Below are 20826 nucleotides of genomic sequence, written 5' to 3'. Positions count from 1 at the left end.
CCAGACGCGGTGCATCGATTCAGCATCGACCGCCGACCGCGCAAGCCAAGATTTTATTAGGGCCTACCCTGTAGACTGCGCACAGCCAACCTATTGTCAGGGCCTGCCGCGCACCCACCCAGGCCTATAAGAACAAGCCAGAAGGATTTTCTATGTCCCGCACCGATCAGCCGGCTACCGACGAGCGCCCCGCCGAAAGCGACCTCGCCAGCCCCCCGATCAATGCCGAGCGTCTGCTGCAGCTGATCACCGAAGAATACGAAGCCCTGCCGCGCCAGCTCAAACGCATCGCCAGCTACATGAGCCAGCAGAGCGACCGGATCATGGTCGACCGCATCAGCGACATCGCCCGCGAGTGCGAAGTGCACCCGTCGGCCATCGTGCGCTTCTCGCAGCGCTTCGGTTTCAGCGGTTTCAGCGAAATGCAGGCACTGTTCCGCGAGGCCTACACGCACAAAGCCACGCCGGTGCAGAACTACCAGCAACGCATCCGCAGCATGATCGCCAACAAGTCGCAGAAGGCCAGCGCCGGCGACCTCGCGCGCGAATGCGTCGACGCCACCCTCTCCGGCATCGAACGCCTGGGCCTGGAACTCGACGATGCCGCGTTTGAAAAAGCCGTCGATCTGGTGGTCAACGCCGACAACATCTACGTGGTCGGCGTGCGCCGCTCCTTCGCGGTCGCCGACTACCTCGTCTACAACCTGCAACACACCAACAAACGCATCCACCTGGTATCCGGCCTCGGCGGCAGCTACCGCGAACAGATGCGCAGCGTGCGCGCCAACGACCTCGTCATCGCGATCAGCTTCACCCCGTACGCCAAGGAAACCCAACACTGCCTGCGCATCGCCCAGCACCATCAGGCCAAAACCCTGATCCTCACCGACAGCAACCTCTCGCCATTGGCCAAACGCGCCAACACCGTGCTGCTGGTCAACGAAGGCAGCTCGTTCGCGTTCCGCTCGCTGAGTGCGACGTTGTGCTTGTGTCAGGCGTTGTTTATCGCCGTGGCGTATCGGCTGGAGCTGAAGGTGGACGAGATTCACGAACAGGTCGGATTCGACGACTGACAATTCCTTCAAGCTCGGATAGGTTATGCCTTCCCCCGGCTCGACTTGAAGGAACGCGTCATGAAACTGATCGGCATGCTGGACTCCCCTTACGTGCGGCGCGTGGCGATCTCCGCCAAACGTCTGGGCATTGCACTGGAACACGAGTCGGTCTCGGTGTTCCGGCATTTCGAACAGTTCCAGCAGATCAACCCGGTGGTCAAGGCGCCGACGCTGGTCCTCGACGACGGCGAAGTGTTGATGGACTCGACCCTGATCCTCGACTACCTCGAAGCCGTCGCCGGCAAAAGCCTGCTGCCGAGCGACCTCAAACAACGCGCCCGCGCCCTGCGCCTGATCGGCCTCAGCCTCGCCGCCTGCGAAAAATCCGTACAGATCTACTACGAACGCAACCTGCGCCCGGCCGACATCCAATACCAACCGTGGGTCGAACGCGTCGAAAGCCAACTCGCCGCCGCTTACATCGCCCTCGAAGCCGAACTGCAAAAACAGTCCCTGCCCACCGACGGCGACGTAATCGCCCAGGACGGCATAAGCGTCGCCGTCGCCTGGAGCTTCACCAACCTCGTCGTCCCCGATCAGGTCGATGCCGCCCGCTTCCCACGTATCGCCCAATACACCGCCTACGCCGAAACACTCGAAGCGTTCATCAGCAGCCCGATGGCCTAGACCATGAGTACCGCCCCCGAAACCGCCGCCCCGGCGCTAAAAGAAATCTTCAACGCCGAGCGCTTGCAACACATCGCCCGCGAAATGAGCGCCGTGTACCCGGCATTCAAGGCCAAGGCTTTCTTGAAACACGCAAACGAAGGGCTTGCTGAGTTATCCGTAATGCAACGCATGGCCCGCGTCAGCGAAAGCCTGCACGCCGTGTTGCCGCTGGGTTACGAAGATTCACTCGACGTACTGCGCGAACTGGCGCCACGCCTCAACAGCGGATTCGTCAGCATGTGCCTGCCGCACTACGTCGCCAGTTATGGCGGCGATGCGTTCGATACATCGATGGACGCGTTGAAATACTTCACCACGTTCGGCTCCTCGGAATTCGCCATCCGCCACTTTCTGCGCAGCGACCTCGAGCGCTCGCTGGAACTGATGCACGACTGGGCCGGGGACGAAAACCACCATGTGCGGCGACTCGCCAGCGAAGGCAGCCGCCCTCGCCTGCCCTGGTCGTTCCGGCTGGAAGCGGTGCAGGCAGATCCACGATTGGCGGCGGGGATACTGGGTCGGTTGAAGGCCGATGACAGCCTGTACGTGCGCAAATCCGTGGCGAATCATTTGAATGACGTGACCAAAGAGCATCCGGAGTGGGTGCTGGATGCGATTGAGGGGTGGTCGCTGGAGGACAAGAACACCGCGTGGATCGCGAAGCATGCGTTGCGGAGTTTGATCAAACAGGGGGATTTGCGCGCGCTGACGGTGATTGGTGCCGGGGCGAAGGCTGAGGTTGAGTTGCTGGATGTGCGGGTTGAGCCGGCGGTGGTGAGGTTGGGCGAGACGATTACGTTGTCGTTTACGCTGCGCTCGACGGTGGCTGAAGAACAGCGGTTGGTGATTGATTATGCGATTGACTATGTGAAGGCGAATGGCGGGGTTTCGGCTAAGGTATTTAAGTTGAAGGGGATGGTGTTGGCGGGGGGCGGTAGCGAGTTTGTTAGTCGGAGGCAGGTAATTAAGGATTTCACTACGCGGAAGCATTTTGTTGGGTGGCATGGGGTGCGGGTGATGGTTAATGGGGTGGTTTTGGGGGGTGGGGGGGTTGATATTGTCCGGAAGTAACGGCCCAGTACGGCTACGAATGTATCTGGCGAAACTAGGAAGAATGAGCGGGCATAAGAAGGTCTGCTTTCGGCCAAAAGCGGACGTACGCGACGCGAGCCTGGTTGCCCCCTAATCTTTCTTATGAGAAGTTGAGGTGAAGCTAATCCATCAAGGAAGATCATGGAAATTCGATCGACGGAAACAGAAGACTGGATGCTATTAAAGCAAGTCCGACTCGCCGCGCTTTTGGACACGCCAACGGCATTTGGTGTCAGTTATCAAACTGCCGCCGCATACACTGACGAGCAGTGGAAAGTAAGAGCCTCATCAACCGGAACAGAATTTTGGCTGGCATTCGAGAAAGACAGGCCTGTCGGAATGATTGGTGCCGCAGTCAGTAGCGCACATCGCTTTAACTTGATCGGAATGTGGGTTGAACCTGCTGCACGGGGCTCTGGCGTGGCAACTCAGTTGGTAGAAGTAGTGAAAGCTCGTGCTACCGCGGAAGGCTTTGATCGTGTTTTTCTCGATGTATCACCCGACAATGCAAGAGCCTCGAACTTCTATCTCAAACAAGGTTTTGCTTTCATGGATGAATGGGAGCCGTTAGAAAGTCATCCGCATATTACGGTTCAGACGATGCTCTGGATCGGAAACTGATTCACGAATTCCCTATTAGCCGGATGTCCATTACGGGTCGGTTTCTGCACGACGTCACAGGCAATAATCGACCCTTAGCAGCCATTTGAGTACACACGGTAAAGCTACTGATCCAATGTCTTCGACATGATGATGGTGCGCTCGGACTCGTGAAATACGTCTCGGATTTTTTTAAAGCCAAGTGAAGCATAAAAGCCTTCAGCGGTGATTGAAGAGGGGACGCGCAGCAGGTTGAGTCCTTCGGTTATGGCGATTGATTGAATTTTTGTCATCAGCTGTCTTCCGATGCCCATCCCTTGATAGGCCGGTTCGACAAAAACACTTCGGACAACGCCCTGATCAAGACTGGCTGTTGCGACGATATGACTTTCGAGTGTTGCTACGATTACCTGACGCTGCGTCAACAAACGAAGGATCGCCTGTGGAGAAAAGCTTTGTACCACTTGATTGATGATTTCGGATGAATAGTCCTGAGCATTTGACACGCGGAGGGTGCCAATGATGATCCGACTGATAGCTGGAGCATCCGCATTCATTGCGTTTCGAATTAGGCAATCCATTCAAGCATTTCCTTCCGTTTGATTTCTTGATCGTAGTGAGATACGACCCTACTCGCCAGCATGAAGGGCTGCTTCTGGCCAAAAGCAGTCATTGGCGAAGCCAAGCCATTGAATCGAAACCTGTCAAAAAACCAGAGAAATCAAAATCAAAACTGGTGAAAACGATTCGTGCCCTGCCCCAAAACCTCACCAACTCCCATACGGAATGCCGTACTTATGGATATAGAGCTTGGCCTTATCACTTACCGGATAAGCGTAACGTCCTTCGTTCTTGCCTTGACTCGGACCCAACGGCTCGATCTCAGCCTGTGCGCTCGCAACTTTGATCGGGTGATTGCATGAGTCTCTGACCCATACCTGCACGACCCCACCGGGGGCTAACCCCAAATAGACCGATGCCATGAATCTTGCTTCTTGTTCGGGCTTATGCGGGCAACGCTGATTGACGGACGACACCATCATTTGCCTGCCCTGCTCCGGAATATCCACCCATGCGTGCCAGGTTTTTTGCTCGACTATGGATTGCCAGCGGACATAAATGCGGACGGGTAAATCTGCACCCACTACTCTCCTTCCGCTACCGCCAACACCTGCCCAACCCCGAGCTGACTCTGTGCCGTCGTCAGGCTCCCCTCCTGCAGCAGTACCAGCACCGGAGTCCGAGAAAACTTTACCGGTAATGTCCTGCACAGAACTGGTTTCGACCCAGACCTTCATGTAGTCGGGCTCAGTGAAGGCAAGCTCCCACCACTCCGACCTAGGGTCATTCTTGGCTGATAGCGGATCAGTCGACTGGCAACCGGCGATCAACAAGACACAAAGTAACGCTATGAACTTCTTCATCGGGGAACGACTTACCAACTCCCATAAGGGATGCCGTACTTCTCAATATATTTCTTCGCCTTTTCACTTACTGGATAGGCATAACTACCGCCATTCTTCCCCTGCTGTGCACCTAGTGGCTCAATCTCTGCTTGGCCCCGAGCAACCTTAATCGGATTTCGACAGGAGTCTTTTACCCATGCCTGTAGTACGCCCCCGGGGGCGAGGCCTACGTAAAGTGAAGCCATGAATCGAGCTGTTTTATCGGGTGTTTCATCGCAACGCTCGTGCGTGGAGCTCATCATCAATTGCCTGGCTTTTTCAGGAATATCAATAAAACCGCGATAGGTTTTTTGCTCTGTTATCGACTGCCAGCGTACAGATATCCGTTTTGGCAGATCGGCACCTGTGACCGGCATTCCCGAGCCAGTCACAGCTCCCCAGCCTCGAGCCGACTCGATGCCAATGTCGGGCTCTCCCGAAGCGGCAGTGCTTTTTCCTGCTCTGGAAAAGACCTTGTCATTAATATCTTGAACGGAGCTGTCCTCTACCCAAACCTTCATATAGTTAGGCTCAACGAACACTAATTCCCACCATGAATATTCAGGGTCATTTTTGCCCGTATCGGCGCCTCCGGTCTGGCAGCCTGCCAACAGTAAACAGCCCAGCAGGGAAACCGTGGCTTTCAACATCCGCGAGTCCAAACTTGTGTGACTATTACCAGCTCTCATACGGAATGCCGTACTTCTCGATGTACCGCATAGCATTCTGGCTGACGGGATAGGCATATCCTCCCCCATTCTTCCCCTGCTCCGGGCCGAGTGGTTCGATTTCACCTTGAGCTCGAGCGACTTTGATCGGACGTCGACATGAGTCTCTGACCCACGCTTGCAGCACACCACCAGGGGCCAACCCCACGTAAAGCGTTGCCATGTATCGTGCCGTTTTTTCAGGAGTATCCGGACAGCGTTGGTGTGTTGATTTCACCATTAACTGCCTGGCTTCTTCTGGAATATCAATGAAACCTTTATAGGTTTTTTGCTCTGATATGGATTGCCAACGGACGAAAATCAGCTTTGGAAGATCCGCGCCTGTCACAGGAATTCCGGAGCCACTCACTGGACCCCAACCACGGGCAGACGGCGTGCCATCTTCTGGTTCCCCCCCAGCAGCAGAGCTCCCGCCCACTCTGAAAAACACTCTGTTATTGATGTCCTTAACTGAGCTGTCTTCTACCCAGACCTTCATGTAGTCGGGCTCAATGAAACCCAGCTCCCACGAGGGAGACTTGGGGTCACTCTCACCGGTTTCCGAACCCGCACTCTGGCAGCCTGCCAAGAATAAAGCGCCCAGCAGCGCGATCATTGCCTTCATTACCAAAGGTTCCTTTCAGGTACATGTGGGTGTTGTACGCGAACTGCGTCTTCCGTCGGGGCGTTGATGTAAACAGCATCGATGCCACTGCCATCCTTTCTTCCAAGAGGATGATTCCAGTTAGCGGATGTATGGATGTAGTTCAGCATCAGCAGTTTTTCTTCTTCTGGAGTGGTGCGGTAGTCACCGGCGACGAAGCGGTCGCACAGGGATTGCAACTCCTGAGGAATGGAATGCTCGGCATCTGCGGGCATGTCGGCGAACTGAACGCCTTTTTCCTTTGCCAGTTGATACATCACTCTGAGATAAATTCTTGAGAGCTTACCGCTGACTGGGCGTTTGAGTTGTAGAGCGGCGTACACGCGTTTCTCTCTAGGCGCGAGTCTGTCTTGATTATCCTTTGGGAGCTCAACCGCGGTAGGGGTGACAACTTCCAGTAAATGAGCAGGCCAGCCTTTACCGATCCACTGGCTTTTTACGCGTTCAGCGTCATGGTAGATCGATGTGGTTGTAACGTCGGTGTAGAGGGAAACCGTGAGTGTTTGCATAGGACTGACCAATACGCACTCCTCGACTTCATCGAGATAGCTGCCACCGATATCTGAGTGAACACCAGGAAGCGTGTACTCCGGGTGATCGGGCTTCACTCGACTGAGAGCGAAGTTTGCGCGGCACTCATCACGGGCTACAAGATGGACAACATCTTTGAAAAACCTGCGATCCAGATACAGCTTAACGCCGGGTGCGATGGGGCTTTGCACCTGACCAAAATTAGTGAAACCGGCAATAGAGGGCACCGTATCGAATAGTCCGATAAACCCCATATTGATTCCGCTTCCATACTGACTATCAAAATTTCGGCTGAAGTCTTTGGCGCTCTGATTAAGCAAGTCTCCTAACGGCCCTTGCTTGCCTCTGACAATTTCGTTCGAAAAGTGCCGTGCTGCAGCTGCGCCACGGCTGAAGCCAAACGTATCAAAAGTCAGAGAGACTATTTCACTGTCGGGATTATCTTGTAGAGCGTCCTCAACAGCCTCTTTGATTTGAGCGAAAGACGCCTGTACACGACCTGAAACACCAGTAGCACCCCGTCCCAACCCAGAACCCATGGCGCTGTCTTTTTTATCGTTAACGGTACCTATACCGTCGACATAGATAGGACGTGATACGTACTTGAGAGAGCTATCACCTTGGGCTTTTTGGGTTTTTTTATATAAGGAATGTAATTTCTTCACATTGGTGAGCCCAGCACCATAGCTGCTATCCGGATCACTCATATAAGGCTGACAACTAGCCGGAATATCCTGCGGCGCAATCGGATGCTGCGCACCACACAGCAACCCAGCCGCCGTGTTATTCGCATTGTTGCCAGTGCCGTCAAAGAACACGCCAATCCTCAGCGCGATGCCGATTTTCTCGGGTTCGGGCGCGGGTTTTTTCCCGTGCTTTTCGTACTCAGCCCAACGCTGGGCGTGAATATCTACGGGTTTGGCTTCTTCGTAGCGGAAGTTTTTCGGGGGGTTGGGAACGTAGCCACTCAATCCTTGATTCCTTGTTCTGATCCTTGAAGAACGGCCCGAAGGGTGACAGTCGGGGCTGGGTGGCGCAAGGCGTGGCCGAGTGCCAGCCCTGCTGAGACAACGTGTTGTGACGAGGGTTTCCCCTCGTCTTCGCGGGTGTCAGTTCGGGATTTCGACGTTGTCCAACGCCTGATTTACGGCCAGTTCGCTCAACATGACTATTTGCGCGATGCCGAGTGCGGTTTTGCGGTGTGAGTTGTCGAGCAGTGCGGCGAAGTCGTTGAGCATGGTGGTGGCCGAGCCGAGGGTTTCGCTGGCGTTGGCCAACAGGGATTCGGTGTCGCACTTGGGGTTGGCGAGGTACATCGGTTCGGGTTTGTTGGTGCTGGCCATGATCAGGCTGGCGGGTGTGAGGTAGTGGTCGAGAGCGCGTTCGGCGGCTTCGTGGAGCTTTTTGGAGTCGAGGGATTCGTAGGGGGAAACTGGATCTGATTCTGGCGGGTTGGGTGTTGGTTTGATCATTGATGAAGCTCCTAACACATTTAGTGGAGGCTTCACCCTTTCGCTACCAAACGAAGGGTGGCGGCCATGCACAGGTTGGTAGACCGGGTGTTAGGTTCCGGCGCGCCCTAGGACGCCCTGTACATGACCACCATAAATCCGAGACAAAGAATCTCGGCGATGATGGACCTGTACATCTAACACCGGGCTACCAAACCCGATCACTGTTTTTCAGTGACCGGCAAACGATAGAACCCGCGCCCCAGACGCACAAGCCGGCGGATTCTGGCTTAGTCGTAGCCGATGGCGCAAGGCGTTGTAGGCAACCGGAAGTGACTGAGCATTCGCTTTAAACAGCCTCGGGGTTTGCCGTTTAGAGCAGCGTTGCAGATCTTTGCTGAATGGGGGTTGAGGTCAAAAGATCGCAGCCTTCGGCAGCTCCTACAGGGGGTTGTGGCGTTAGGGTTGATTGGTTCAGGCCTCCAGTCATCGATCATTTAAATTAGCCCAGCGGCTGCTGCCTCTGTGCCGGCGACCAAGTCAGCTATTCGTGACGAGGGTTTCCCCTCGTCGTCGCGTCGGTCAGTTGGGGATTTCGACGTTGTCCAGCGCCTGGTTTACGGCCAGTTCGCTCAACATGACTATTTGCGCGATGCCGAGTGCGGTTTTGCGGTGTGAGTTGTCGAGCAGTGCGGCGAAGTCGTTGAGCATGGTGGTGGCCGAGCCTAGGGTTTCGCTGGCGTTGGCCAGCAGGGATTCGGTGTCGCACTTGGGGTTGGCGAGGTACATCGGTTCGGGTTTGTTGGTGCTGGCCATGATCAGGCTGGCAGGCGAGAGGTAGTGATCGAGGGCGCGTTCGGCGGCTTCGTGGAGTTTTTTGGAGTCGAGGGATTCGTAGGGGGAAACTGGATCTGATTCTGGCGGGTTGGGTGTTGGTTTGATCATGGTGAAACTCCTGATTGTTCATTAGGAGCTACCAACATCACTTGCAGATGATGGGTGGCAGCTTTGTGCAGGTCTGCAAGACCGGGAAACCAGGCACCCGGCAGACCCGAAGGTCTCCCGCACAAAGCCGCCATTGAATGGACGTAAAACAAGCGTCCTTTGGCATGGCTATGCGACTGGTTTTTCGGCGGGCTTGCAGACCCGATCACTGATGAGCAGTGACAGGAACCACGTTACGGACGGAGCGCCAGACGCACAAGCCAGCGGATTCTGGCTTAGTCGTAGCCGATGGCGCAAGGCGTTGTAGGCAATCGGAAGTGACTGGGCATTCGCTTTAAACAGCCTCGGGATTTGCTGTTTAGTACAGCAATGTAAATCTCTGCTTAATGGGGGTTGAGGTCAAAAGATCGCAGCCTTCGGCAGCTCCTGCATGGGGTTGTGGCGTCAGGGTTGTTGGGGGATTGTGCCGGAGAAGATGGTTTCTACCGGGCCGGTGAGGATGACCGGGCCGCTGCGGTTCCATTGGACGGTGACGATGCCGCCGTCGCATTCGACTTCGACGGTGTCGTCGAGCAAGCCGCGTCGTATGCCGTTAACCGCAGCGCCGCACGAGCAGGAACCGGAGCCGAGCGGGATGCCGCCACCGCGTTCCCAGATGCGCAGCCGAATACGTTGGCGGTTGATGATCTGGACGAAGTGGACGTTGGTTTTGCGCGGGAACAGCGGGTTGGTTTCGATGCTCGGGCCGAGGATCGCGATGTCGATTTCGCTGAGGTCGTCGACGAAGTAGGTGCAGTGGGGATTGCCCATGCTGCACGCTGCCGGGTCGCCGGCCAGTGGCAAGGTTGCGCTGTCGAGTTCGTGGGCCAGGGGAATGTCGGCCCAGTCGAACATGGGTTCGCCCATGCTCACGGAAATGGTGTCGGTGGCGGTGCGTTGGCAGGTGAGCAGGCCGCGCTCGGTTCGCAGGGTGATCGAGCGCAGACAGGATTCGCGCATCAGCCAATCTGCCGCGCCTCGGGTTGCGCTGCCGCACACATCCAGCGGCGAGCCGTCGGCATTCCAGAAGATCAGGCGTGCGGCAGCGTCGTCGCAAGCGAGCAGCACCGCGAGTTGATTAAAGCCAATGCCGCGATGGCGGTCGCCCAGTCGCCGCGCCAGTTCGCTGGTGATGGGGTTCGGTGTGTAGCGGGCGTCGATCACGACGAAGTCATCGCCGTTGGCGTGCATTTTATGAAAGGCGAGCGGCATCCATATGTCCTTTGCTGTCTTTCAAGATAGCGAATGATCCTTCCTCGACAGGCCACAGAGTGACCCGGATACGTTGTTCCGGCAACCACCCTGCCCCGCACTTTCATTTACTGACGTTGATCACCCGTGCAACAACGCAGCACTCGATGAGATGACCAGCAGCACCGCCAATACCCGGTTCATCCAGCGCAATTGCTCCGGGTTGCTGAGCCATCGGGCAGCGCCTCGACCGAGCAGTGCCCAGATCGCCAGACACGGCAGCGATACCAGAAAGAACGCCAGGCACAGTGCGTTCAGCCCCTGCCCTTGCGCGGTGAACACGCTGATCACGGCAATCGCCATCATCCATGACTTGGGGTTGACCCATTGCAACAGCGCCGCGCCGATCAGGCCCATTTCGGGCTTTTCTTCGCCGGCAACCGGGTCGATGGCGGTGACCGGCGCGGTGAAGATCTGCCACGCCAGCCACAGCATCCAGCACAGGCCGAGGCCGCTGATGATCGGGCGCACACCGGGCAGCATCAGCGTGCTGGCGCCGGCGCCGGCGACCCACACCAGCGACGCTGCACCGACGCCTGCACCGAGGATGATCGGCAGGCAGGGTCGCCAGCCGCGTCGGGCGCTGGTGCTGAGGACGATCAGGTTGGTCGGGCCCGGGGTGATGGAGGCGACGAAGGCAAAGAGGATAAACGCGAGCATGGCACGGCCCTGTAGGAATTGAGGGCGTACTGTGTCGGTTGCGGGGCGTGGCAGTCTTGAACGTTTGTTCAGCGGCGGCTGACGCCAATGGCGCGCTGTTGATAGGCGCCCGGGGTGATGCCGTAGGCGCGGACGAACCAGCGGCCCAAGTGGCTTTGATCGGCGAAACCGAGTCGGCTGGCGACGTCTATTGGCTGTACGCCAGCAGCGAGCATCTGCCGGCCACGGCTGAGGCGCAGCTGGATCAGCCAGGCGTGGGGCGCCAGTCCATAGGCAGCCTTGAACGCTCGGGTCAGGCGAAAACGGTCGGTGCCGCATGCCTCGGCCAGCGTGTGCAGGCTGATGTCTTGTTCGTGGTAGGCCATGAGGTAATCCCGGGCCTGTCGGGCGATCAGCGGTGCGCGGTTGGCGGCGATTGGTTGCGCACGTTTGTAGAGGTGCACGGCGAGCCGTTCCACCAGCGAGTCCAGCGCCACTTCGCGGACCATGCGCACGTCTTGCTGATGCAGCGCGTTGAAGGCGAGCAAGGTTGCCCGGGCCAGTGCCGGGTCGTCATTGAGCACGCTGCCGATGCCCGGCAAACCGCCACCCGCACAGTCCATCAATCCGCCCATTGCCTGTTCCAGCCATGCGGGCTGGAGATAGAGCATGCGATAGGTGAAGCCTTCCGGGCTGGGCGCATCGCCGTCGTGGATGTCACCGGGTTCAAGCATGAAGACCTTGCCCGGCGTGCTGTCATGCCGCGCCCTGCGACTGTTGAAGCGCTGCACGCCTTGCTCGGTGAAGCCGATCAGATAGGTTTCATGCCAGTGCGGATCGTACGCGTGCGCGTGCCCGGCGAAGTGCGCGTGCAGGGTTTCGATCCCGGTTTCCCGATCGTGGGCGAGGTTGATCCAGTTGCTCATGGCTTGGGTACGGTGGTGGGCTGGGGGTAGTAATCCACAAATGGTCGGGTTCGGCTAGAAGGTTTGTGCATGGGGTAGCCGGGATGGCGATTATTCCGGACGAGATGCGGTGAACGGGCTGGCCTCATCGCGGGCAAGCCCGGCTCCCACAGGGATTTAGGTGTGCCTGGGATTGTTGAGAGTCTATAGATCGCAGCTTTTGGCAGCGCCTATCGGGTGGTGGCCAGATGATGGGCGACCAATGCGTTGGCGTGGCCGTGGCCCATGCCGTGTTCGTCCTTGAGCCAGGCGACCAGTTCCATGTGTTTTTTGTCGGTGACGCTGGCGAGCAGGTTCAGCCAGTGGTCGATGGGTTGGCCGTACTTTTTCTCGATGGACGGGAAGTAGGATGCCGGGCCTTTTACTTTGCTGTCTTCGCTCATGACGCAAACTCCTTTTCTGTTGGGCATTTCATGAGAACGCGGAGCCCCTTTTCAAAAAAGAGACCCGCCTCGTTGCCATCAGGCAATCAACTTGGCTCTCCAACTTGAGAAACAGGTGCGCGAACCTCCGCGTCTAGCGAATGGAGGCTGTGCGAGGTGGGCTGACTATCCTGCGTGGCCGCCTCGAAATTCAACTGTTGGTCGCGATGAACAAACTCTTCAATATCGAAAGCGGCCAAGTCCAGATAGCGTTTTATCCAGCCTTTTTCATAGACCAAACTGTGAATACCGTCCAGAACCGTTCCATAAATGCCCAATACAATAAAACCCAGCATCAAAACTACTGACCCTTTACTCGTAAAAATCGGCGCGACTTTAATAGCTTCAGCAGCAAGCGCAATCATTAGTGCGATGAGCGAAGCAAAGCCTAGATTCTGTGAAAGCGCCGGTCTTGGGGGTTTACCAGTGAGGTCAGAATAGGCCGATAACTCCCGCAGTTGCGTAGCCGTGTAACCCTCGTCGCGCATGGCTTCAAGAAAAAAGGCATAGCAAAGAACATTTTCTTTTTCCCGCCAGGACTGACGATCAATGGCATGGTCAGCAAACTGCTGGGGATAAACCATGCGCAATGCCTTGAATCGAGTGGAGTAAAGCGCGATGGCCCAGGGCACTAGAGCCAGGTAGGCGAAAGGGATCAATATCGGATACTTGATACCGAAGCCTGCAAAAGTAGTGAGTGGAATCGTTGACGCTACAGTCGCCCACATGGGCCATAACCTGCGGATATTCTCGCGCTTGAACAGCAGCTTATTAGGTCGTCTACGGCTGCACTTATAAAGCTTTTTCAAATCAGCCCATTCGATGAGTTTCATGACCAGTACGTATCCTTTTGGGTCTTGTAGAGAAGTGATGTTTTGCTGTCGTTACCGCAACAACCCCTGCTCCGCCTCGCACAACTCCACCACATAATCCCAGACCACCCGCAACCGCACCGACTTGTGCAACTCCCTGCGCGTGCTGATCCAGTAGCTGCGCTGAATCCCTTCCTCCGGCAACAACGCCACCAACTCCGGATCATCCGCCGCCATATAACAAGGCAGCACAGCAATGCCCATTCCCGACCTCGCTGCCTGTTGCTGGGCGATGACGCTGGTGCTGTGAAATACCACGCGGGGGTTGCGGCAGAAGCTGTTGAGGAACACCAGTTCCTGGCTGAACAGCAGGTCGTCGACGTAGCCGATCCACGCGTGGCGGCCGAGGTCTTCGCGGCTGCGCAGCGGGGGCGCGTTGTCGAGGTAGCCTTGGCTGGCGTAGAGCGCGAGGCGGTAGTCGGTGAGTTTGCGCGTGACCAGCATGTCGGCGGCCGGGCGTTCGAGGTGGATGCTGATTTCCGCTTCGCGGTTGAGGATGCTGACGAAGCGCGGCACGGCGACCAGTTCCACTTCCAGGCCGGGGTAGCGTTCGAACAGGCCGATCATGCGGCTGGCGAGGAACATCACGCCGAGCCCTTCGGTGACGCCGACGCGGATTTTGCCCAGCGGCGCGGTGGATTGGGTGATTTCTTCCTGAGCCAGCAGCGCAACGTTTTCCATGGCTTCGGCATGTTTCAGCAGCGCCTCCCCCGCCGGGGTCATTTCGTAGCCTTGGGCGTGCTGGACGAACAGTGCGGTGCCGAGGCTTTTTTCGATGGCTTCGATATGTCGGGCGACGGTGGCGTGGGTGGTGTTCAAGCGCCGGGCAGCGGTCAGCAGGCGACCGCTGCGCTGGAGCTCAAGAAAAAACCGCAGGTCGTTCCAGTCGAACATCGTCAGTCCTTGTGGGCTATGGTCTGTAAGTGCTGTTTAAAAACGCACAGCGGCTGCGCAAAAACTAACATTCTTTTGACGAAAGCTAACAACTAGGATGACTGACAACAAAAACAATAAGTGAGGTCAGGGAATGCAGACTTCCCTCGATGAGTTCGACTACATCGTGGTCGGCGCCGGTCCGGCCGGTTGCCTGTTGGCCAATCGGCTCTCGGCCGATCCGCAACAACGCGTACTGCTGCTTGAAGCGGGCGGGCGCGATAACTATCCGTGGATTCATATTCCTGTGGGTTACCTGTTCTGCATCGGTAATCCGCGCACCGACTGGTGCTTCAAGACCCAAGCGCAGTCAGGCCTGAACGGCCGCAGCCTGAGTTATCCGCGCGGCAAGGTGCTCGGCGGCTGTTCTTCGATCAACGGCATGATCTACATGCGCGGCCAGGCCGGCGACTATGACGGCTGGGCAGCGGATGGCAATCCGGGCTGGGCCTGGAACGATGTCCTTCCCTTGTTCAAACAAAGCGAAAACCACTTTGCCGGCACCGCTGAATTTCACGGCGCCAAGGGTGAATGGCGGGTTGAGCAGCAGCGTCTGTCGTGGCCGATTCTGGATGCGTTTCGCAGCGCTGCCGAGCAGAGCGGCATCGCCAGTATCGATGACTTCAATCAGGGCGATAACGAGGGTTGCGGCTACTTCCAGGTCAATCAGAAGGCCGGGGTGCGCTGGAACGCGGCGAAGGCGTTTTTGAAGCCGATTCGCAACCGAGCGAATCTGACGGTGCTGACCGGGGTTGAGGTGGATCGGGTGCTGTTGGAAGACGGCCGCGCCTCGGCGGTCAGTGCGCGGCATGAAGGTCAGCTCAAACGCTTCAAGGCGCGCAAGGAGATCGTGTTGTGCGCCGGTTCCGTCGGTTCGCCGAGCATTCTGCAACGCTCCGGGATTGGCCCGCGTCCGTTGCTGGAACGCCTCGGTATCGGGGTGATTCATGAGCTGCCGGGGGTGGGCGGCAATTTGCAGGATCACCTGCAATTGCGGCTGATCTACAAGCTGGAAAATGCACGCACGCTGAACCAGATCGCTGGCAGCGTGTGGGGCAAGATGGGCATGGGCCTGCGTTATCTGTACGACCGCAGCGGGCCGCTGTCGATGGCGCCGAGTCAGTTGGGCGCGTTTGCCCGTTCGGGGCCGGAGCAGGCTTCGGCGAACCTTGAGTATCACGTGCAGCCGTTATCGCTGGAGCGTTTTGGCGAGCCGCTGCATAGCTTCCCGGCGTTTACCGCTTCGGTGTGTGATTTGCGTCCGCAAAGTCGCGGGCGTATCGAAATCAGTTCGGTAGACCCGCAAGCGGCGCCGCTGATTCAGCCCAATTATCTGAGCCATCCGGAAGATTTGCGTGTGGCGGCGGATGCTATTCGCCTGACCCGGCGCATTGTCAGCGCCCCTGCCCTGCAAGCGTTCAACCCGGTGGAATATCTGCCCGGAGAAAGCCTGCAAACCGAAGAGCAATTGCACGAAGCGGCGGCGGCGATTGGCACGACGATTTTCCATCCGGTCGGCACCTGCCGCATGGGCAATGACGCTGAGGCGGTGGTCGATGCGCAGTTGCGCGTGCATGGGGTGCCGGGTTTGCGGATTGCCGATGCGTCGATCATGCCGCGTATTACCTCGGGCAATACCTGTTCGCCTACGCTGATGATTGCGGAGAAGGCGGCGCAATTGATCCTCAACCCTACGGCTGTAACCACAAACCTTGTGGGAGCCAGCCTGCTGGCGATGACGGAGTAACTCTCAGCATTTATGTCAGTTGATACACCGCCTTCGCCAGCAGGCTGGCTCCCACAAGGGATTTGCATCTGATTCACCAGTGGAACAACAAAAACAATCACTGTGAGGGATACCGATATGTCAGAACACGCTCAACCGCTGGACGCCACGAGCGATGCCGGCACCAGCAATGCCACGCAGAAAGTCATTTTCGCTTCGTCGCTAGGGACGGTGTTCGAGTGGTATGACTTCTTTCTCTACGGCGCCCTCGCGGCAGTCATCAGCAAGCAGTTTTTCGCCGGGGTCAACGACACCACGGCGTTCATCTTCGCGCTGATGGCGTTCGCCGCAGGTTTTGTCGTGCGGCCGTTCGGCGCGTTGGTGTTCGGCCGGTTGGGCGACATGATCGGGCGCAAATACACCTTTCTCGCGACCATTATCCTGATGGGTATCGCGACGTTCTGCGTCGGTCTGCTGCCGACCTACGCCAGCATCGGCATTGCCGCGCCGATCATTCTGGTGGTGCTGCGCATGCTCCAGGGTCTGGCGCTGGGCGGTGAATACGGTGGCGCCGCGACTTACGTCGCGGAGCACGCGCCGATCGGCAAACGCGGTTTCCACACCAGCTGGATTCAGTCCACCGCCACCCTCGGTCTGCTGCTGTCGCTGCTGGTGGTGCTCGGCTGCCGCTACTTCACCGGCGATCAGTTCGAAGTCTGGGGCTGGCGTATTCCGTTTCTGCTGTCGATTGTGCTGCTGGGGATTTCCACCTGGATTCGCCTGAGCCTGCACGAGTCGCCGGCGTTCCTGAAAATGAAAGAGGAAGGCAAAACCTGCAAGGCGCCGATTCGCGAGTCCTTCGGCAAATGGGAAAACCTCAAAGTGGTGCTGATCGCCCTGTTCAGCATCAACGCCGGGCAAGCGGTGACCTTCTATGCCGCGCAGTTTTACGTGCTGTTCTTCCTCACCCAGTTCCTGAAAATGGACCCGGCGGTGGCCAACACTCTGCTGATCATCAGCGTGGTCATCGGCGCGCCGTTCTTCATCATTTTCGGCTGGCTGTCGGACAAGGTCGGACGCAAACCCATCCTGATGCTCGGCCTGCTGCTGGCGACGGCGCTGTACTTCCCGATCTTCAAATCCCTGGCGCACTACGCCAACCCGGCCATCGATCAGGCCAGCCGTCAGGCGCCGATCACCGTGCTCGCCGACCCTGCGACTTGCACCTTCCAGTTCGATCCGGTGGGCAAAGCGAAATTCGACAGCCCGTGCGACAAGGTCAAAACCTTCCTGGTCAAGCAAGGCCTGCCCTACTCCAGCGTCGCAGCGCCAGCCGGCAGCGGCGTGCAGGTCAGCGTCGGTGACGTGAAGCTCGACGGCTTCGACGAATCCGCCCTGCGCGGCGCGGTGACCCTCGCCGGTTACCCGCAACAAGCTGACTTGCAGCAGATCAACAAACCGATGATTGTCGCGCTGATCGTGGCGCTGATCATCATCTCGGCCATGTGCTACGGACCGCTCGCGGCGCTGATGGTCGAACTGTTCCCGACGCGCATCCGCTACACCTCGATGTCGCTGCCGTACCACATCGGCAACGGCTGGTTCGGCGGATTCCTGCCCACCGTGTCGTTTGCGCTGGTGGTCTACACCGGGGATATTTTCTACGGGCTGTGGTATCCGGTGGTGGTGACCGGGGTGAGCCTGGTGGTGGGGATGATCTGTTTGCGTGAGACGAAGAATATCGATCTCGACAAGAACTGATTGCTGCACTTGATCCGCTTCAGGTTTGTCCTGAAGCGGATTTTTTATGTCGGGTGCCGACGTCGACAGAGTGATGGCTTTTAAATATCATCCGCGCACTTTGCATCACTCCGTCACATGACAAGGATCAGTCCCGATGAACGATCAATACGTGCGCATTTCCTGCCCGACGCTAGTCCCCCTCAAACCGGTGCTGCAGAGCTGGATCGCCTGCACCGAGCGCTATGTGCGTGTCTGGGACGCCGATGACCTGCCTTACTGGTACAACGAACAGGCCAACGTCAGCATTTTGGCCGGCGCGGCCTGGAAGGCTGACTGGACGGCCATCGAGGAATACCAGATCAGCAAGATCGCGACCGAGGCGAGTGAGAAAACCACCTCGATTGGCCGTAATGACTTGTACATCGCCAATGATGAATGGGGATATTGCATCGAGGCCAAGGTCTGCTACGTCGCTATCGATGACCTGCTGAATGCGCAGAAGCGAATTCTCGAAAAGTGCTCTTTGGCCACTGACGATGCGGGCCGGCTCGATTATCACGAGCCTCGTTTGGGTGCGGTGTTTGTCGCGCCTCACTCGTTAGACGTCGAGGCTGACGCTGAACAAATTCAGGCGTTCAAGGAAATGCTTCATGCGCTGCCAAGTGACGCGCTTGCCTGGATCACCCCGGAGAATGCGCAGAAAACCCGCAGTCACGACAACAAGCATTACCCGATGGTGGCCCTGCTGTTGTTGAGAGCCTGAGCAGACCCGGTTTTGCCTGCTCACTGAAAGAATGCGGCTCGTCGCTCATGACGAGCCGTCACGATTGACCTCAAGCCTCAGCTTCGATCATCTCGAACTTCACTTGATCGGGATAGAACGCGACGTAGTTTTGTATGTCCTTGACTGAGACTTTCGGATTCTCATAGGTCCACACGGCATTCGCCCCTTCGGCACCTGGCACTTGCAGACTGAAATAGCTGGCGTCGCCCTTGTACGGGCAATAGCTGGTGTGGTCGGTGCGGGCGAAATACTTTTCGTCGATATCTTCACGGGGGACGTAATACACCGGCGGGTAGTTGGCCTCTTTCAGTACGAGTACGTGGGAGGAAGCGGCGACCTGGATGCCGTGGAATTTCACCACGAGGCAGGCTGGGAGTTCTTCGAGGGTGATGACAGGGTTGAGACCGGACGTTTTCATCTGCTTCTCCAGGGTCATGGAAGTGACTGTGGCGAGGGAGCTTGCTCCCGCTGGGCTGCGTAGCGGCCCCAAAATCAGCAATCGCGGTGTGTCAGGTATAACGCGATTTCCGAGTTTACGACGGCTTCGCCGCCGAGCGGGAGCAAGCTCCCTCGCCACAGCACCGGTTTACCGGCTATGACCCTGTCAGTTTCAGATCACGCAACGACATCAGCCGCCACCGCCTGCCCGACCACACCCACCGCGAAATCCACCGAACCCTGGCCGGTCAGATCGACCATCAGGCTGGTCTGATTGGTCTGCGCGAAGTAAGTCAGGATCGCGTCGCCCGCGTGCCCGGTGAAGCCGCTGACGAAGTTCAGCGTGGCCGCGCCCGAGGCAAAACCGGCGATGCCCGACAGGTCGATCTTGTCCAGGCCGCTGGTGAAATCCATGATCCAGTCCGGCGCGGTCATGGTCGAATCGCTGGCAGCACCGAACACGAAGGTGTCCGCGCCCTCGCCGCCCCACAATGTATCGCCACCACCGCCACCGTAGATGATGTCGTTACCGGCACCGCCCACCAGTTGGTTGGCCGCCGAGTTACCAATCAGCAGATCGTTACCCGAACCACCAATGGCATTTTCCAGCGTCACGCCGTGAGCGATGGACACGTTGCCGACCAGACCCCCAACGTCAGAGAACGAACCTTCATTGAGGTTGATCTTCTGGTTCTGGCCGAAACCGGAGAAATCCAGGGTGTCGTTACCGCCACCGTCCCACACCGAGAACACCACTTTCGACGACGCTGAAGTGGCGCTGTAGAAGTCGCGTTCGGCGTTGGAATTGAAGCCGTAAACCGTGTCATCGGCACGGGTCTGGAAGTTGGCACCGTAGAGTTTCTGCACCGCGACAATGTCATCCATCAACGGCGCCGAGGCGTAGGCACCGATGCCGTCCTTGCTGAAATTCTGATCGGTATTGGCTTCGCTCCAGTAGCTCATCAGGCTGTAGCCACGGGTGTCTTCGGCGTATTTGGCGTCACCGTAAGTCGGGTTGCCATTGCCGGCGTTGTACGCGCCCGGGTGCGACAGGCCGAGGGTGTGACCGATTTCGTGGGTCAGGGTCTGACGCCCGTAGTTGCTGGTGTCCGGGGTCTTGTTGACCTGATATTGGTTGTTGATCAGATACCACGACTGGCCGTCATAGCTGCTGCCGCTCGGCAGGTAAGCGAATGCGGCGCCACCGGTGCTGACGTCGTAGTTGCCGAAAGTCATGTGACCGTCGCCGCCCTTGCCTTCGCTGAAGGTCACGTTGGCTACGTCCGACCACGACTGCATGGCCAACACCGCTTGAGCCTTTTGCTGGGCGCTGAACTCGCTGAAGTTACCCAGTTTGGCGTTGTAGTTCGCCGGTTTGTCGGTCAGGAAGGTGTAGCTGAGGTCGATCTTGCCATCAGCGTTTTTGTCGCCCCAGGACAGGTTCTTGCGCAGGATTTCGTCGGCAGCCTGATCGGCGGTGAACGATGGTTTACCGTTGACCAGTTCGCTGCCGCCACGGTCATACAGGTGGCTGAAAGTGTCGACTGCGGTATAGGCGCTGCTGGCCTTGGAGGTTGCTTGAAGCATCGTGTACTTCCTTGTTTCAAAAGAGTCAGTGTCCGACAGACCACGGCGATCTTCTGGCGAGATCGTCCTGCCACTCGCCCTGCTTCATGGTGAAAGAGGGCGCAAAAAACCTGACATAGCCGTTGCTCCCTCGCTAATCAATTTCTCGATAGCGCCCGGCGTGTCCCCACTTTGCCCGTCATTTGCGGCAATGCTTTTTATCTGTATA

At 57.5% G+C, this 20826-nt stretch carries 22 protein-coding genes; 7 read left to right on the top strand and 15 right to left on the bottom strand.

Annotated elements, in window-relative coordinates; genetic code table 11:
• Nucleotides 1-152 precede the first annotated feature (152 nt).
• The 4 genes from ACIOZM_RS05235 (at nt 153) to ACIOZM_RS05220 (ending at nt 3497) form a co-directional block, all read left to right on the top strand.
• Nucleotides 153-1073, top strand: coding sequence for a MurR/RpiR family transcriptional regulator (locus tag ACIOZM_RS05235; RefSeq protein ID WP_401210280.1), 921 nt, complete (start codon nt 153-155; stop codon nt 1071-1073).
• A 60-nt stretch (nt 1074-1133) separates the two neighbouring features.
• On the top strand, nt 1134-1742 hold the full coding sequence (locus tag ACIOZM_RS05230; protein WP_401210277.1) for a glutathione S-transferase: 609 nt from the start codon (nt 1134-1136) through the stop codon (nt 1740-1742).
• A gap of 3 nt (nt 1743-1745) precedes the next feature.
• Nucleotides 1746-2855 carry a DNA alkylation repair protein gene (locus tag ACIOZM_RS05225; RefSeq protein ID WP_401210274.1) on the top strand — a complete coding sequence of 370 codons (1110 nt, stop codon included), beginning with the start codon at nt 1746-1748 and terminating at the stop codon, nt 2853-2855.
• Nucleotides 2856-3017: 162 nt separating this feature from the next.
• Nucleotides 3018-3497, top strand: coding sequence for a GNAT family N-acetyltransferase (locus ACIOZM_RS05220; protein ID WP_401210272.1), 480 nt, complete (start codon nt 3018-3020; stop codon nt 3495-3497).
• A 104-nt stretch (nt 3498-3601) separates the two neighbouring features.
• Here the strand turns inward: ACIOZM_RS05220 and ACIOZM_RS05215 are convergent, their stop codons facing one another.
• The 13 genes from ACIOZM_RS05215 to ACIOZM_RS05155 all read right to left on the bottom strand — a co-directional run bounded on the left by ACIOZM_RS05215 (nt 3602) and on the right by ACIOZM_RS05155 (nt 14301).
• Nucleotides 3602-4057, bottom strand: coding sequence for a GNAT family N-acetyltransferase (locus ACIOZM_RS05215; protein ID WP_401210269.1), 456 nt, complete (start codon nt 4055-4057; stop codon nt 3602-3604).
• Between the two features lie 186 nt (nt 4058-4243).
• A complete protein-coding gene (locus ACIOZM_RS05210; protein WP_401210267.1) occupies nt 4244-4900 on the bottom strand; it encodes a DUF2931 family protein in 657 nt (218 codons plus the stop codon).
• Between the two features lie 11 nt (nt 4901-4911).
• On the bottom strand, nt 4912-5568 hold the full coding sequence (locus ACIOZM_RS05205) for a DUF2931 family protein (protein WP_401210420.1): 657 nt from the start codon (nt 5566-5568) through the stop codon (nt 4912-4914).
• Between the two features lie 28 nt (nt 5569-5596).
• On the bottom strand, nt 5597-6253 hold the full coding sequence (locus tag ACIOZM_RS05200; protein WP_401210265.1) for a DUF2931 family protein: 657 nt from the start codon (nt 6251-6253) through the stop codon (nt 5597-5599).
• The gene (locus tag ACIOZM_RS05195) at nt 6253-7794 is read right to left on the bottom strand and encodes a T6SS phospholipase effector Tle1-like catalytic domain-containing protein (RefSeq protein ID WP_401210262.1); all 1542 of its coding nucleotides are present in this window, start codon (nt 7792-7794) and stop codon (nt 6253-6255) included. Before ACIOZM_RS05195 ends, ACIOZM_RS05200 begins: the two co-directional genes overlap by 1 nt.
• 138 nt (nt 7795-7932) lie before the next feature.
• Nucleotides 7933-8295, bottom strand: a complete 363-nt coding sequence (locus tag ACIOZM_RS05190) for a DUF6124 family protein (RefSeq protein ID WP_401210259.1) — start codon at nt 8293-8295, stop codon at nt 7933-7935.
• Nucleotides 8296-8856: 561 nt separating this feature from the next.
• Entirely contained in the window at nt 8857-9219 is a 363-nt protein-coding gene (locus ACIOZM_RS05185; RefSeq protein ID WP_401210256.1) for a DUF6124 family protein, read from the bottom strand.
• A gap of 444 nt (nt 9220-9663) precedes the next feature.
• On the bottom strand, nt 9664-10470 hold the full coding sequence (dapF, locus tag ACIOZM_RS05180) for a diaminopimelate epimerase (RefSeq protein WP_401210253.1): 807 nt from the start codon (nt 10468-10470) through the stop codon (nt 9664-9666).
• A 120-nt stretch (nt 10471-10590) separates the two neighbouring features.
• Nucleotides 10591-11169: a LysE family translocator gene (locus ACIOZM_RS05175; protein ID WP_401210251.1), complete on the bottom strand. Its 579-nt coding sequence runs from the start codon at nt 11167-11169 to the stop codon at nt 10591-10593.
• A gap of 68 nt (nt 11170-11237) precedes the next feature.
• On the bottom strand, nt 11238-12074 hold the full coding sequence (locus ACIOZM_RS05170; protein ID WP_401210248.1) for an AraC family transcriptional regulator: 837 nt from the start codon (nt 12072-12074) through the stop codon (nt 11238-11240).
• Nucleotides 12075-12283: 209 nt separating this feature from the next.
• Complete coding sequence (locus ACIOZM_RS05165; RefSeq protein ID WP_401210245.1) at nt 12284-12496, bottom strand: DUF4287 domain-containing protein; 213 nt, start codon at nt 12494-12496, stop codon at nt 12284-12286.
• Between the two features lie 86 nt (nt 12497-12582).
• A complete protein-coding gene (locus tag ACIOZM_RS05160; protein WP_401210243.1) occupies nt 12583-13368 on the bottom strand; it encodes a hypothetical protein in 786 nt (261 codons plus the stop codon).
• A 51-nt stretch (nt 13369-13419) separates the two neighbouring features.
• Nucleotides 13420-14301: a LysR family transcriptional regulator gene (locus tag ACIOZM_RS05155; protein ID WP_401210240.1), complete on the bottom strand. Its 882-nt coding sequence runs from the start codon at nt 14299-14301 to the stop codon at nt 13420-13422.
• Nucleotides 14302-14434: 133 nt separating this feature from the next.
• Between ACIOZM_RS05155 and ACIOZM_RS05150 the strand changes: the two genes are divergently transcribed.
• From ACIOZM_RS05150 to ACIOZM_RS05140, 3 genes are all read left to right on the top strand, one after another.
• Nucleotides 14435-16087: a GMC family oxidoreductase gene (locus ACIOZM_RS05150; protein ID WP_401210238.1), complete on the top strand. Its 1653-nt coding sequence runs from the start codon at nt 14435-14437 to the stop codon at nt 16085-16087.
• A 117-nt stretch (nt 16088-16204) separates the two neighbouring features.
• Nucleotides 16205-17827 (top strand): MFS transporter, encoded by a 1623-nt coding sequence (locus ACIOZM_RS05145; RefSeq protein ID WP_401210235.1) that lies wholly within the window; start codon nt 16205-16207, stop codon nt 17825-17827.
• 136 nt (nt 17828-17963) lie between these two features.
• Nucleotides 17964-18572, top strand: coding sequence for a hypothetical protein (locus ACIOZM_RS05140; protein ID WP_401210232.1), 609 nt, complete (start codon nt 17964-17966; stop codon nt 18570-18572).
• A gap of 70 nt (nt 18573-18642) precedes the next feature.
• Here the strand turns inward: ACIOZM_RS05140 and ACIOZM_RS05135 are convergent, their stop codons facing one another.
• Complete coding sequence (locus ACIOZM_RS05135) at nt 18643-19011, bottom strand: DUF427 domain-containing protein (protein WP_401210229.1); 369 nt, start codon at nt 19009-19011, stop codon at nt 18643-18645.
• A 197-nt stretch (nt 19012-19208) separates the two neighbouring features.
• Nucleotides 19209-20618: a serralysin family metalloprotease gene (locus ACIOZM_RS05130; RefSeq protein ID WP_401210226.1), complete on the bottom strand. Its 1410-nt coding sequence runs from the start codon at nt 20616-20618 to the stop codon at nt 19209-19211.
• Nucleotides 20619-20826 lie beyond the last annotated feature (208 nt).

It is taken from the genome of Pseudomonas sp. NPDC087346 (genome assembly GCF_044744235.1).
Classification (GTDB): Bacteria; Pseudomonadota; Gammaproteobacteria; order Pseudomonadales; family Pseudomonadaceae; genus Aquipseudomonas.
The sequence above is the reverse complement of the archived record's forward strand: the minus strand, read 5'-3'. Positions and strand labels throughout refer to the sequence as shown.

Bases quoted from the DNA above. Each gene is read 5' to 3' on its own strand.
- ACIOZM_RS05210 (WP_401210267.1), bottom strand. From the start codon at position 4,900: ATGAAGAAGTTCATAGCGTTACTTTGTGTCTTGTTGATCGCCGGTTGC.
- ACIOZM_RS05145 (WP_401210235.1), top strand. From the start codon at position 16,205: ATGTCAGAACACGCTCAACCGCTGGACGCCACGAGCGATGCCGGCACC.
- dapF (WP_401210253.1), bottom strand. From the start codon at position 10,470: ATGCCGCTCGCCTTTCATAAAATGCACGCCAACGGCGATGACTTCGTC.
- ACIOZM_RS05215 (WP_401210269.1), bottom strand. From the start codon at position 4,057: ATGGATTGCCTAATTCGAAACGCAATGAATGCGGATGCTCCAGCTATC.
- ACIOZM_RS05190 (WP_401210259.1), bottom strand. From the start codon at position 8,295: ATGATCAAACCAACACCCAACCCGCCAGAATCAGATCCAGTTTCCCCC.
- ACIOZM_RS05160 (WP_401210243.1), bottom strand. From the start codon at position 13,368: ATGAAACTCATCGAATGGGCTGATTTGAAAAAGCTTTATAAGTGCAGC.
- ACIOZM_RS05140 (WP_401210232.1), top strand. From the start codon at position 17,964: ATGAACGATCAATACGTGCGCATTTCCTGCCCGACGCTAGTCCCCCTC.
- ACIOZM_RS05155 (WP_401210240.1), bottom strand. From the start codon at position 14,301: ATGTTCGACTGGAACGACCTGCGGTTTTTTCTTGAGCTCCAGCGCAGC.
- ACIOZM_RS05230 (WP_401210277.1), top strand. From the start codon at position 1,134: ATGAAACTGATCGGCATGCTGGACTCCCCTTACGTGCGGCGCGTGGCG.
- ACIOZM_RS05130 (WP_401210226.1), bottom strand. From the start codon at position 20,618: ATGCTTCAAGCAACCTCCAAGGCCAGCAGCGCCTATACCGCAGTCGAC.
- ACIOZM_RS05170 (WP_401210248.1), bottom strand. From the start codon at position 12,074: ATGAGCAACTGGATCAACCTCGCCCACGATCGGGAAACCGGGATCGAA.
- ACIOZM_RS05200 (WP_401210265.1), bottom strand. From the start codon at position 6,253: ATGAAGGCAATGATCGCGCTGCTGGGCGCTTTATTCTTGGCAGGCTGC.
- ACIOZM_RS05175 (WP_401210251.1), bottom strand. From the start codon at position 11,169: ATGCTCGCGTTTATCCTCTTTGCCTTCGTCGCCTCCATCACCCCGGGC.
- ACIOZM_RS05235 (WP_401210280.1), top strand. From the start codon at position 153: ATGTCCCGCACCGATCAGCCGGCTACCGACGAGCGCCCCGCCGAAAGC.
- ACIOZM_RS05225 (WP_401210274.1), top strand. From the start codon at position 1,746: ATGAGTACCGCCCCCGAAACCGCCGCCCCGGCGCTAAAAGAAATCTTC.
- ACIOZM_RS05220 (WP_401210272.1), top strand. From the start codon at position 3,018: ATGGAAATTCGATCGACGGAAACAGAAGACTGGATGCTATTAAAGCAA.
- ACIOZM_RS05150 (WP_401210238.1), top strand. From the start codon at position 14,435: ATGCAGACTTCCCTCGATGAGTTCGACTACATCGTGGTCGGCGCCGGT.
- ACIOZM_RS05185 (WP_401210256.1), bottom strand. From the start codon at position 9,219: ATGATCAAACCAACACCCAACCCGCCAGAATCAGATCCAGTTTCCCCC.
- ACIOZM_RS05135 (WP_401210229.1), bottom strand. From the start codon at position 19,011: ATGAAAACGTCCGGTCTCAACCCTGTCATCACCCTCGAAGAACTCCCA.
- ACIOZM_RS05165 (WP_401210245.1), bottom strand. From the start codon at position 12,496: ATGAGCGAAGACAGCAAAGTAAAAGGCCCGGCATCCTACTTCCCGTCC.